This window comes from Cytobacillus horneckiae (assembly GCF_002835735.1).
GTDB classification, from domain to species: Bacteria; Bacillota; Bacilli; order Bacillales; family Cytobacillaceae; genus Cytobacillus; species Cytobacillus horneckiae.
In genome coordinates this window covers 18,011-30,917 of the sequence record NZ_PISD01000028.1, presented here as the reverse complement: position 1 = coordinate 30,917, position 12,907 = coordinate 18,011, and the positions used below count along the sequence as shown (strand labels likewise).

The window sequence follows — 12,907 nt, the reverse complement described above, 5'->3', positions numbered from 1 at the left end:
TAATATGCAAAATTCATACCAACTAAAGGAAAAGGCCTGCAATTTAATGCAAGCCTAAACGTTTCATTCGATTATATAAAGTGGCTCGCGTAATTCCCAATTGCTTGGCGCATTCCACCTTATTGCCTGCTGTTAATCTCAATGCTTTTTCGATGATGCATCGCTCATGCTTTTCCAATTCAACTTGCAGAGGCAAAATGGGTTCCTCGTTTTCTATTGATTTCTCTTCTATTAAAAAACCAACGTTACTGGATTGATCAGAATGATTGGGGGTGAACGGCAAATACTCTTTTCTAATGACTCCGTCTGTTGCAAACACAACAAGGCGTTCTGCCACATTTCTCAGCTCTCTTATATTGCCTGGCCAATTGTATTGAAGAAGCTCATGGATGACCTCGGGGGCGAGCTGATGAATCGGCCGGTTGTAGCTGATTGAAAAATTGTAGATAAAATGATGAACCAATTCTATCAAATCTTCTTTGCGCTCTCTTAAGGGCGGAATCGGGATGCTGACGACATTTAGGCGGTAATATAAATCTTCGCGAAATTTGCCTTCCTTCATTAATTGCGGCAAGTCGCGATTTGTCGCCGTAAGGATGCGGAAGTTAATGTCGATTTCCTTCTCTCCGCCAACCCGGTAGTATTTGCGCTCCTGCAGTACGCGCAATAGCTTCACCTGCATATCGAGAGGCAGTTCGCCAATTTCATCAAGGAATAGCGTACCTCCTCTAGCAAGCTCAATCTTCCCTTTCTTCCCTTTCGGATCTGCACCGGAAAATGAACCGCGTTCATAGCCAAATAATTCACTTTCAAATAATGATGAAGGAATGGCGCCGCAGTTAATGGAGATAAAGGGAGCGCCTGGTCCTTCGCTCGCTTCATGGATGGCTTTCGCGAAGACCTCCTTGCCGACCCCGCTTTCCCCGAGTATTAATACAGTGGATTTAACGGTGCAAACCTTTTTAGCCAGTGCAATCGTATTTTTGATTGCCGTGCTTTTTCCTTTAATCGTGTGAAAGGCGTCGTGTGTATTTTTATATTTAGCCATTTCCTGCTCAAGGCGGTGCATTTCATTCGACATATGGAACAGCTTCTCGTTCAGTGCCACTTGGTGGGTGACATCTGTTTCCGATACAACTGCGCCGATGATATGGCCGTTTAAATAGACTGGGTTTGAATTAATGAGGACGAATAAATCGGACCTTGGCTGATGATAATGGCCGGTGATGCTTTTCCCCTCATTAAGAGACTGCAAGATTTCCAGCTTTTCATATTCGAAAAAATCGGTGATTGGCTTGCCGATTATGTCTTGATTATTAACAGAAAATATCCTTTCCGCACCTTCTGTCCAGGAACAGACGATTCCGTTCGCATTAATGACTGTAACAGAGGAGTCGGACGTTTTGAGAACGGCGTGATAATATTCGCTTAATTGATTGAAGTGGTGATAGATGAATTCTGCGATTTGTCCTGCGCTTAAATACCCGAGAGAGTGTCCTTCATCGTCGACTATTGTAATGGTAGGACATTGCTTTAATGCTGACAATAAATCGTCCCATGAACGATTGAATGAAAGAGAGATGCTCGTCATTTCTTCGATATTGTCCGTGATTAGCAGTTTTTTTACAGCTTCTTTTAATGGCGGCAAGGATAGTGACATAGCTCCTCCTTTATGTGTAAAAAAAGTTTGACAGTGTAAAAATGATTATACATTTATCTTAATTTAATTTTAAAAATTTTTACACAATTTATTTGCAAATGATGTAGAAACTTGGCACGTTATTTGCAACTTAATTGATTAGCAGCTTGATTGAAGGGAGGAGAACTGATTGCCACATTGTGAAGTGCTGATTATGGGAGGAGGCATTATTGGCTGCTCCATTGCTTATTATGTTTCTAAATCAGGCAGAGACGTGACAATTATTGATAAAGGCGAATTTGTCAGCGGCACATCCTCAAGGTGTGACGGCAACATATTAGCCATTGATAAAGACCCCGGATTCGATAGTCAAATGTCATTGGTAAGCCAGCAGCTCGTTCAAGAACTAAGCAGAGAGCTAGTGCAGCCGTTTGAATATCGGGCGCCAGGGAGTATTTTAGTTTGTGAATCTGAAGAAGAGATGGAGGCAGCCCAGCAATGGGTGAATCGCCAAAAGAATGCGGGCCTGCCTTTTAGGATGCTGGACAGACAAGACATTCGCCAAGAATCTAAATTTTTTGCGGATGATTTATTAGGTGGATTAGAATGCGCAACAGATTCAACGGTCAACCCGTATTTACTGGCATTTTCCTTACTAGAGGCTGCGAAGATGTCAGGCGCAAAAGCATATAAACATACTGAAGTAACAAATATGAAGCATGAACACGGAGTGTTTACAGCAGAAACATGCAATGGCGTGTTTACAGCTGATTATGTCGTCAATGCCGCTGGTGTTTGGGCGCCGAAATTAGGAGAAATGCTGGACTTGAACATCCCCATCCTGCCAAGAAAAGGTCATATTATCGTTGCATCAAGACAGGAGCATGTTGGCTCGAGGAAGGTAATGGAGTTCGGTTATTTGATCTCTAAATTTGGGGGCAGAAGACAAGTCGATTCGCTGACAGAAAAGTATGGGGTGGCGCTCGTTTTTGAACCAACAGAAAGCCAGAACTTCCTAATCGGAAGCAGCCGGGAATTTGCCGGCTTCGATTTAAAAGTGAACAATGAAATCATTCAGTGCATTGCAAACCGTGCGATCCGTTTTTATCCGAAAATGGCCGATATGATGGTCATTCGCGCTTATGCGGGCTTGCGTCCTTGGACAGAGGATCATCTGCCGATTGTTTCTGCTGTTGATGAACTGCCGAATTATTACGTCGCGGCTGGACATGAGGGAGATGGCATCAGTCTCGCAGCAGTAACAGGGAAGGTAATGGAAGAGCTAATCAATGAAAAGGAGACGTCAATTCCAACGGATCCTTTAAGACTTAATCGCTTCAAAGAAAGGACGGTCAGTCTATGAAGGCAGATAAGATGTTTACAACGATTGATACGCATACTGGCGGCAACCCTACTAGGACATTAGTAAGCGGCTTGCCGAAGCTGGAAGGAAAGACAATGTCGGAGAAAATGCTGCATATGAAAAAGGAACATGACTGGATACGCAAGCTGCTAATGAATGAACCGCGCGGACATGATGTCATGTCAGGTGCACTATTAACCGACCCATGCCATCCTGATGCTGATATTGGGGTCATTTACATTGAAACAGGCGGGTATTTGCCGATGTGTGGGCATGACACAATTGGCGTGTGCACTGCCTTAGTAGAAGCAGGATTAATTCCAATTAGGGAGCCGATTACTGCGTTAAAGCTAGATACACCAGCGGGAATCGTAGATGTAGAGATTAAGGTTGAAAACGGAAAAGCGCTGGAAGTTTCTTTTTGCAACATCCCGGCTTTTTTATTGAAGAAAATTTCTCTAGAAGTCGAGGGCGTTGGAAAAGTGGATGCTGATATAGCCTACGGCGGCAACTTCTATGCAATTATTGATGCTGCCTCTGTTGGTGTGGAATTAATGCCTGAGCACGCCGCACATATAATCAATACGGCGATTACGATTCGAAATGTCATCAATGATTATACAGAAATTGTACATCCTGAGCACTCATTTATTAGAGGACTGACGCATGTAGAGTTTTATACCACGCCTGATCATAAAGATGCCGATGTGAAAAATACTGTTGTCGTTCCTCCAGGCGGCATCGATCGCTCGCCATGCGGGACAGGAACCTCTGCTAAATTGGCCGTTTTGTATAACGATGGAAAAATCCAAATAGAGGAAGAATTTGTTCATGAAAGTATTGTGGGCTCTCTATTTAAAGGACAAGTCGTTGAGACAACGCATGTCAAAGGAGTAGAAGCGGTCATCACTAGAATTACTGGGTCCGCATGGCTGATGGGAACTCATCGCTTCTTTTCCCATGAAGCTGATCCACTGAATGAGGGCTTTTTACTTATTCCGCCAATGGATCATGAAATGGAGGAAGTGCAATGAAGCTGAATAAAATCTACTCTACGATAGATATTCACGTTGCGGGTGAAGCCTTTCGCATTATTCATGATCTCTCTTTGCCAAGAACGAACAGTTTATATCAGCTGTCAGAACAATTTCCAATCAAGTTTGAAAAAGAAATCAGCCTGCTGTTAAAAGAACCGCGGGGATACGCAGGTTTATCGGGGTGTGCTGTGCTCCCTCCATATCATCAACAAGCAGACGCAGCTGCTCTTTTCTTTAATCATGAGGGAGAAATGACCGTTTCCTATAGCGGAATAGTCGCTGTCATTACATGTTTATTAGAAACAGGCAAGCTTGAGGTAAGGTCATCTCAACAATATACAATAGAAACCATCGCTGGCATTATACAAGTCACGGCTATTTTAGAAGAGGATGAAGTCATAGAAGTGTGGATGGCTATGGACGATGTCCATGTTATTCCAAATCAACAAGCAGATTATTCCATTGCGGAAGGCAATAGCTACAGGCTTGCCTTATTTGATTCCAATATCACGATTGAGCTGGAGAAGTTGCCGCAGCTTTCGAATTTGGGAAAGAGCAAAGCTACCTTACTGGATGATCGTGTTGACGGGATAGTCTTAATAGATAGCAAATCTAGTCATATAAAAACAATGACCTTTAACAAGGATGGGCAAATTTTGCGATCGCCAGGCTTTGAAACGACGGCGGCTTGCTTTGCGAACTTCAAAAAAGAGTCAGCAAGTGAACAGCTATTTATAAATGAAAGTATTTTCGGCAGCCGACTGCAAATGCACCATTCAGATAAAGGTAGCAGATTAAAAAGCAGAGGCTTCATTACAAGTATGCAAACGTTCGTCCTTGATCCAACTGATCCGTTAGCTAAAGGTTTCTTAATAAAATAACAAGGAGGAGTAATAAATGAAGAAAATACAAGGAGCTTATCCAGTGCTAATTACACCGATGGATAAGGAACAAAGCATCGACTGGCAAGGCGTTGTAAATAATGTGAATTATTTTATTGATCAAGGTGTAGCAGGGCTTGTCATTAACGGCAGTACTGGTGAGTTTGTCAGTTTATCGAAAAGTGAAAGGTTCCAAATGGTCGAAACTGTCATGAATACAGTAAATGGGCGTGTGCCGGTCATTGTTGGTACAGCAGCAGAAACGACAGCAGAAACGATTGAGTATACAAAGCAGGCAAACGCCCATGGAGCTGACTGTGCACTCATCATTAATCCATATTATATGAAGCCAAAAGAAAGAGAGATTTACCATCATTTTAAATCCGTTTCAGAAGCAGTAGATATTCCTATCATGCTCTATAATAATCCATTTACATCAGGTGTGGACATGAGCATTGAGCTCATGCTGGAAATCGGAAGAGCTTGCAAGAATGTCACGCATATTAAGGAATCCAGCGGGGACATTCGCAAGGCAAGAGATTTGGCGAGAATGGGAAAAGGAGACTTTGAAGTCTTTTGCGGTGCTGAAGAATTAGTGATGGAATCCTATTTTGTTGGAGCGACTGGATGGATTTCAGTTGCAGGCAATATTGTGCCTGGCTTGGTAACAAAAATGTATAACCTTTTTCAAGAAGGTGAAGAGGAGGAAGCATGGCAGATAAATGATTTAATTTTGCCGCTATGTGAATTTCTCGAGGGTTCAGGCAAGTATGTGCAAATTGTTAAACGGGCAATGGAATTAAATGGACAAGCAGGCGGACCGGCTCGATCTCCGCGTCTTGGGCTGACAGAAGAGGAAGAGGATAAGCTAAAAGAAATTTTGGAAAGCTTGAATGTTGTTTCTCAATAATTGATAGGAGGATGAGCCAATGCTGACTGCACCATTTGAATTAAAGCCAAAGGTAAAAGCGTTTTTAGATGGCGATATTGAACTATTTATTAATGGAGAATTTGTTCCTTCAATAAATAGGCAAACTTTCGAAACATATAATCCTGCCACAGAGGAAGTGCTTGCCTATGTTAGTGAAGCGCAGGAAGAGGATGTCGATCAAGCGGTAAAAGCGGCACGCGAGGCGTTTGAGCATGGGGCATGGCCTGACTTAAGTGCAGCAGAGCGTGCGCATATCATCTATAAACTGGCAGATTTAATTGAACAGAATAAAGAAGAGCTGGCACAGTTAGAAGCGCTCGATAATGGCAAACCTTATCATATTGCTCTAGAAGATGATATTCCGCAAACAGTGGAGCACTATCGTTATTATGCTGGATGGGCAACAAAGATTCTAGGTCAGACCTTTCCCATTTCTAAAGATTATTTGAATTTTACTAGACATGAGCCGATTGGTGTCGTTGGGCAAATTATTCCGTGGAACTATCCGTTAGTGATGTCAGCATGGAAAATGGGGGCGGCGCTTGCAACAGGCTGTACTGTCGTGCTTAAACCGGCAGAGCAGACGCCACTTTCGCTTTTATACACTGCCCGACTCTTCAAGGAAGCAGGCTTCCCGCCAGGCGTAGTAAACTTTGTTCCCGGCTTTGGGAATAAAGCAGGAGCAGCGATTGTCAATCATATTGATGTGGATAAAGTTGCCTTTACCGGCTCTACGACGACAGGGAAATATATTATGCGCCAAGCAGCTGAAACGATTAAAAATGTCACATTGGAGCTCGGCGGCAAATCGCCTAACATTATTTTAGAAGACGCTGATCTTTCTGAAGCTATTCCAGGTGCGTTTAACGGGATTATGTATAACCATGGCCAAAATTGCAGCGCAGGCTCGCGCGTATTTGTTCATCGCAAGCATTATGAAACAGTTGTTGCTGAACTTGCCAAAATGGCTGAACAAGTGAAAATTGGACCAGGAACGGAAGCTGCTACAGAAATGGGGCCGCTCGTTTCAAAGAAGCAGCAGGAGCGTGTGCTGAATTATATTGAAAAAGGGAAGGCAGAAGGCGCGAGATTGGCTGCCGGCGGCGTGAAGGGCATAGGTCAAGGCTATTTTGTTAGGCCAACTGTTTTTGCGGATGTAACAGATGACATGACAATAGCGAAGGAAGAAATCTTCGGACCAGTTGTTTCGGTTCTAGTGTTTGATACGATCGAAGAAGTCATTAAAAGAGCGAATAACACACCGTACGGACTTGCTGCAGGTGTATGGACAGAAAGTATGAAGACAGGCCATAAAGTAGCGAACAAATTAAAAGCAGGTACGGTTTGGATCAATGATTATAATCTTGAAGATGCCGCTGCGCCATTTGGAGGCTATAAGCAATCAGGCATTGGCAGAGAGATGGGCTCTTATGCCCTTGATAATTATACTGAAGTGAAAAGTGTGTGGGTGAATATTAAGTAAACAATACGTTCGGAGCGGACAGGAAGAAGAGTTTAAGGCTGTCCGTTTTCTTTTGGTTGATTGATTCTGAATATTCTTAAATATATTTTAGGGGGAATTTGATGCAAGCGATTGTTGATTGGCTAGTGAGCCAAGTATGGAGTTTAGGTCTTGTTATTTTCGCATTGGGAGCAGGTCTGTATTTTACACTCCTTACTCGTTTTGTCCAAATTAGATATATAAAGGAAATGATTAAGCTGCTGTTTGAAGGCAAAAGCTCGGAATCGGGCGTTTCCTCCTTTCAAGCCTTTTGCATGGCGCTTGCTGGCCGTGTCGGGATAGGAAATATTGCCGGTGTTGCAACAGCGATTGCATTCGGGGGGCCGGGTGCGGTTTTTTGGATGTGGGTGATGGCGATATTAGGCGGTGCCAGCGCCTTCATAGAATCGACATTGGCCCAAGTGTATAAAAGGAAAATTGGCAATGAATACCGGGGCGGTACACCATACTTTATTGAAAAAGGTTTAAATATTAAATGGTTCGCCATTCTTGTTGCTATTGTCGTTACTGTATCGTATGGCATGCTGATGCCGGGCATACAATCAAATACGATTGCAGTTAGCTTTGAAAATACCACAGGTATAAACACGAGCATGACAGGGATTGTCCTAGTTGCTCTACTAGCTGTTATTATTTTTGGTGGAGTAAAGCGGATTGCTTCTGTCGCTGATAAAGTTGTTCCATTTATGGCCGTAGGCTATGTCATCATGACAATCATTATTTTAGGAGCAAACTTCTCTGAAATACCTGCCATGTTTGCGCTTATTTTTTCTAGTGCCTTTGGCGCAAATGAAATCTTTGGAGGAATTGTAGGTGCGGCAATTGCTTGGGGAGTAAAGCGCGCCGTATTCTCCAATGTCGCTGGTGTAGGAGAAGGCACGTACAGTTCAGCTGCGGCAGAGGTTTCTCATCCTGCAAAGCAAGGTCTTGTACAAGCTTTTTCTGTTTATATTGACACAATTGTTGTTTGTACGGCTACCGCTTTAATGATTCTCATTACGGGCATGTACAGTGTGACACCTGAGGGAGGAAGCCCGATTGTCGATACGATGTCAGGCGTGGAAGCCGGTCCTTTATATACGCAGGCTGCTGTAGAAACCGTCTTGCCTGGTGCCGGTCCTTTATTTGTATCCATTGCGCTGTTCTTCTTCGCTTTTACAACTCTCATGGCTTACTACTATATCTCTGAAACAACATTGCTGTTTTTAGATAAGAAGATGAAATTTAAATGGATGAAAACAGTATGGAAAGTACTATTCTTAGTTATGGTCTATATTGGCAGCGTCGAATCAGCGTCTCTATTATGGGCATTTGGCGACTTGGGAATCGGCAGCATGGCTTGGCTAAATCTAGTTGCCATCCTATTATTAACAAAGCCCGCACTAAAAGTACTTAAAGACTATGATTCACAGAAAAAAGCAGGAATCGACCCAGTATTTGACCCGGTTAAATTGGGAATCAAAGGCGCTGACTTTTGGGAGGAAAAGTTGAGAAAAGAAAAAGAGAATGAAAAGAAATCTGTTGGTTGAGGTGAAAGGTGCTCCTTTATGGGGCACCTTCTTTACGTTAATCTTTATAGTATATTTTTTCCGATCCACTGAGAGGCATCTTAAAACTTCTTCAAAACCTAAATGCAGTCATACTTAACCATTCAAATAATCTATTAATATAGAGTGGTCATGAAGAAGGATTATATTGCTACTTTGTAATCTCAAAAAAATGATTTCTCCAGGCGGCATTGTCTCAAATTCTATCCCTGCACCAAGTCGTCCCTGTCTTAATCACCTTAGCTGGTGATCCGGCGATGGTGCAATGTTCTTCTGCAAAAGGTTTTGTTACGACGGATCGGGCACCAATAATGCAGTCATTAGGGATGGCTGCACCCTTTGAGATTAAGCAGCTTGCTGCTACCCAAACGTGATCACCGATGATCACTTCCTTTGCTTGATTGATTCTTTCGTTTGTCTCCAAATCTATGACGGAGTGAGCGTCTGTCGTTCGAACAGCGATGTCATAGGAAAACATGCAGTCTTTTCCTATTTCGATGTTCTTTCCTTCTTGTGACAATAAATAAACATGTTTAAAGGTTGTTCGGTCTCCAACCGATATTCTCTGCTTTTTTCCTTTTAAGAGGATATGACCAATCAAATCGGTATTCTCGCCAATCGTGATTTCGTTATTAGAGCCGCGAATATGTATAAGAATATTGGATAGCTTGGACCCTTTTCCGATCGTAATAACATTGTTTGAGCCCGTGATTTTCAGGTCAGCATTTTTAAAAATATAATCATCCTCATGCAATTCCAATCTATTATTTTTACCATATACTTTCGTCGTAAGGCCTTTAATTTCTTCTTGCAGGATCATAATGCTCCTCCTTAGAATAACGCTTTAAGTTGGAATGTATTATAGCATGGGTTTTGGCTTTTAAAGGTTTAATTTACAGAACCTTAAATAACTTTTAGGAAACTGTTATGAAAATAGCTGTTTGTTTACATTTTTTTTATAAAAGTGGCAGATGGAATAATCAGAACGTCTCTTTTCTTCTTTTTACACCTTTTTTCAGAATATATATTGACAAACTATTTTAAATTATTTTAATATTTAATCATGTGGTAATAACGAACATCGTTCGACAATAACGAATGTTATAACTGGAGGCTATCATGTCAGAGAAGTTGATTCAGTCGGTGATGAGAGCGACTGAAATTATGGAGCTGTTTCTTGGGCAGCAAAAAGAGTTAAGCGTGAAAGAAATCAGTGAGGGACTTGGGCTTTCGAAAAGTACTGTTCATGGAATTATTAAAACGCTTGTTTATAAGGGTTATCTTTATCAAAGCGGTGAGAATGCGAAGTACCAGTTGGGAATGAAGCTGTTTGAGCTCGGCAATGTTGTAGGTAGCCAATTGGATATTACTTACATCTCGAGGCCGGTTATTAAGAAGCTGGGTGAACAGCTAGGTGAAACCATTCATCTGGTTGCCTATGTTCAAGGCGAAGCGGTTTATGTGGAAAAGTTGGAAGGGTCGCATTCTTTGCGGATTTATTCACAGGTCGGCAAGCGCGCACCTCTGCATTGTACAGGGGTGGGGAAAGCGATTTTGGCTTTTTTGCCGGCTGAGGAAAGAGAAGAAATTATCGATCAGCTTTCCATGGAACGATATACGATCAAAACGGTTGTGGATAAGGCGGAGCTGAAGAAGCAGCTTGCCGAAGTACGTCGGCATTTATTCGCAATGGATGATGAGGAAATTGAAATTGGATTGAAGTGTGTGGCAAGTCCTATATTTAATCACCAAGGGAAAGTCGTGGCTTCAATTAGCTGTGCGATCCCGACTGTGCGTTTTAGCAATGACAGGCAGCAAGCGATTATACAAGGAATTAAGGAAGCGGCAGAAGCGATTTCTGCTGCAATTGGCTATAGGAGAGAGAATACTTAAGGAGGGGTTAGGTTGAATAAGGTGAAAGTGGCAATATTAGGTTCAGGAAACATTGGAACAGATTTGATGATTAAGCTTGGGCGCTCAGAAATATTGGAATTGACAGCAGTAATTGGCATTGATGCGCAATCGGATGGTTTGCGCCGGGCGAAGGAAATGGGATATGCAGCGCTAGATACTGGTATTGACGGATTTTTGGAAAAGCCTGATTTGGCGGATATTGTGTTTGATGCAACCTCAGCCAAGGCGCATCTCCGCCATGCGAGGATGTTGAAGGAGGCCGGTAAGAAAATCATTGATATGACGCCGGCAGCAGTTGGTGAGCTGATTGTTCCACCTGTCAACTTAAGCGACCATATTGACGCAGCAAATATTAACTTAATTACATGTGGCGGCCAAGCGACGATTCCGATGGTGCATGCAGTGAACCGTGTAAGCTCGGTAGAATATGCAGAAATCGTTGCAACCATTTCCAGCAAAAGCGCCGGACCGGGAACGAGAGCAAATATTGATGAGTTTACGGAAACAACATCAAGAGCGATACAAGTTGTTGGCGGTGCGAAAAAAGGTAAAGCCATCATTATACTAAATCCGGCTGAACCGCCAATTTTAATGAGAGACACGGTTTATGCGATGGTAGAAGATAAATCAATGGATGAAGAGGCGATTAAACGATCGATTCAGGAGATGGAAAAAGCGGTTCAAAGTTATGTACCGGGCTATCGCTTGCGTACGGAGCCGATATTTGAAGGAAACAAAGTGACTATTTTTATTGAAGTGGAAGGGGCAGGCGACTATTTGCCTAAATATTCCGGAAACCTTGATATTATGACAGCAGCTGGTGTGAAGGTGGCTGAGGAGTTTGCCAAAAATTTGATTGCAAATTAAAAAAGCAAAAGGAGAGGATAATGAATGACAAGTAAACAAAATAAAGTGCTGCTTACAGAAGTTGCTTTGCGTGATGGCAGTCATGCTCTTTCGCATCAATATACTGTCGATCAAGTAGCAGCCATTGCTAAAGCGTTGAATGATGCGAATATGCCGTATATTGAAGTCGCTCATGGGGATGGATTGGCTGGGTCCTCACTGCAATATGGCTTATCAAAGACAAATGAATTTGAATTAATTGAAGCGGCAGTATCTGTTGCTGACCGAGCTAAAATTGCCGTATTGCTGCTTCCTGGCATTGGAACAGTAAAAGAGCTAAAGCAGGCAGCGAGCCTTGGAGCAAAAATGGCCAGGATTGCTACTCACGTGACAGAAGCAGATGTATCAGCTCAGCACATTTATGCAGCAAAAGAATTAGGAATGGAAACAGTTGGCTTCTTAATGATGTCACATACGGCTCAGCCTGAGAAAATCGTTGAACAGGCGAAGCTGATGGAAACTTATGGGGCAGATATTGTGTATGTCGTCGACTCTGCAGGTGCACTCTTGCCTAATCAGGTTCGTGCCCGGATTCGCGCGATGAAGCAGCATCTCAGCGTTGAAATCGGTTTCCATGCACATAATAATTTATCGTTAGCAATGGCGAATACACTTGCTGCCATTGAAGAAGGTGCGACGCGGATCGATGGCAGTGTGCGCTGTCTAGGAGCAGGAGCAGGAAATACGCAAACCGAAGTCCTTGTAGCCGTGCTAGAGCGCATGGGCATTGAAACGGGTGTGGATCTGTATAAAATGATGGACTTGGCAGAGGATGTAATCGCACCGATGCTGCCGGTGCCGCAGGAAATTACAAAAGGAAGCCTTGTACTCGGCTATGCAGGCGTATACTCTAGCTTTGCTCTCCATGCACAGCGTGCTGCAGCTAAATTCAACCTCGATGCAAGAGATATTTTAATAGAGTTAGGCAAGCGAAAAGTTGTCGGCGGCCAAGAAGATATGATTGTTGATGTAGCGGCTGAATTAGCAAAAGCAAAAACTTTCGCCTAAAAAGAAAATAGTGTGAAGGAATTTACTTTCCCTTCTTTCTAGAGTGTAGACAAATTGAAAGCAACAAAATTTCAGTTGGATTTGGAGAGGTGTTTACTTGACTCCTGCGGGAGAGAAGCTAGACAGTCGAGTCATTAAAGGTGCGCAGTCGTGTTATGT

The 12,907-nt window shown here is 42.8% G+C and carries 11 protein-coding genes; 9 read left to right on the top strand and 2 right to left on the bottom strand.

The features are described 5' to 3' along the window. Positions 1-43: 43 nt before the first annotated feature. Positions 44-1,660 carry a sigma-54 interaction domain-containing protein gene (locus CWS20_RS13175; protein ID WP_066193414.1) on the bottom strand — a complete coding sequence of 539 codons (1,617 nt, stop codon included), beginning with the start codon at positions 1,658-1,660 and terminating at the stop codon, positions 44-46. 193 nt (positions 1,661-1,853) lie between these two features. Here CWS20_RS13175 and CWS20_RS13170 point away from each other — a divergent pair, with 193 nt between their 5' ends. From CWS20_RS13170 to CWS20_RS13145, 6 genes are all read left to right on the top strand, one after another. Next, positions 1,854-3,002 carry an NAD(P)/FAD-dependent oxidoreductase gene (locus tag CWS20_RS13170; protein WP_411814280.1) on the top strand — a complete coding sequence of 383 codons (1,149 nt, stop codon included), beginning with the start codon at positions 1,854-1,856 and terminating at the stop codon, positions 3,000-3,002. Beyond that, a complete protein-coding gene (locus tag CWS20_RS13165; protein ID WP_066193416.1) occupies positions 2,999-4,036 on the top strand; it encodes a proline racemase family protein in 1,038 nt (345 codons plus the stop codon). The genes CWS20_RS13170 and CWS20_RS13165 overlap by 4 nt, the downstream gene beginning before the upstream one ends. Beyond that, entirely contained in the window at positions 4,033-4,920 is an 888-nt protein-coding gene (locus tag CWS20_RS13160) for a proline racemase family protein (RefSeq protein ID WP_066193418.1), read from the top strand. Before CWS20_RS13165 ends, CWS20_RS13160 begins: the two co-directional genes overlap by 4 nt. Before the next feature lie 16 nt (positions 4,921-4,936). Continuing rightward, positions 4,937-5,830 (top strand): 4-hydroxy-tetrahydrodipicolinate synthase, encoded by an 894-nt coding sequence (gene dapA / locus CWS20_RS13155; RefSeq protein ID WP_066193420.1) that lies wholly within the window; start codon positions 4,937-4,939, stop codon positions 5,828-5,830. A 19-nt stretch (positions 5,831-5,849) separates the two neighbouring features. Then, a complete protein-coding gene (locus CWS20_RS13150; RefSeq protein ID WP_066193422.1) occupies positions 5,850-7,334 on the top strand; it encodes an aldehyde dehydrogenase family protein in 1,485 nt (494 codons plus the stop codon). A 101-nt stretch (positions 7,335-7,435) separates the two neighbouring features. Further along, positions 7,436-8,902 (top strand): alanine/glycine:cation symporter family protein, encoded by a 1,467-nt coding sequence (locus CWS20_RS13145; RefSeq protein WP_066193424.1) that lies wholly within the window; start codon positions 7,436-7,438, stop codon positions 8,900-8,902. 214 nt (positions 8,903-9,116) lie between these two features. On the opposite strand, the gene CWS20_RS13140 is transcribed toward CWS20_RS13145, so the two are convergent. Next, on the bottom strand, positions 9,117-9,740 hold the full coding sequence (locus CWS20_RS13140) for an acyltransferase (RefSeq protein ID WP_066193426.1): 624 nt from the start codon (positions 9,738-9,740) through the stop codon (positions 9,117-9,119). A gap of 299 nt (positions 9,741-10,039) precedes the next feature. Between CWS20_RS13140 and CWS20_RS13135 the strand changes: the two genes are divergently transcribed. The 3 genes from CWS20_RS13135 to dmpG are packed head-to-tail and all read left to right on the top strand — an operon-like array spanning position 10,040 to position 12,748. After that, positions 10,040-10,813 (top strand): IclR family transcriptional regulator, encoded by a 774-nt coding sequence (locus CWS20_RS13135; RefSeq protein WP_066193428.1) that lies wholly within the window; start codon positions 10,040-10,042, stop codon positions 10,811-10,813. A 12-nt stretch (positions 10,814-10,825) separates the two neighbouring features. After that, entirely contained in the window at positions 10,826-11,701 is an 876-nt protein-coding gene (locus tag CWS20_RS13130; RefSeq protein ID WP_066193430.1) for an acetaldehyde dehydrogenase (acetylating), read from the top strand. 24 nt (positions 11,702-11,725) lie between these two features. Beyond that, entirely contained in the window at positions 11,726-12,748 is a 1,023-nt protein-coding gene (gene dmpG / locus CWS20_RS13125; protein ID WP_066193433.1) for a 4-hydroxy-2-oxovalerate aldolase, read from the top strand. Positions 12,749-12,907 lie beyond the last annotated feature (159 nt).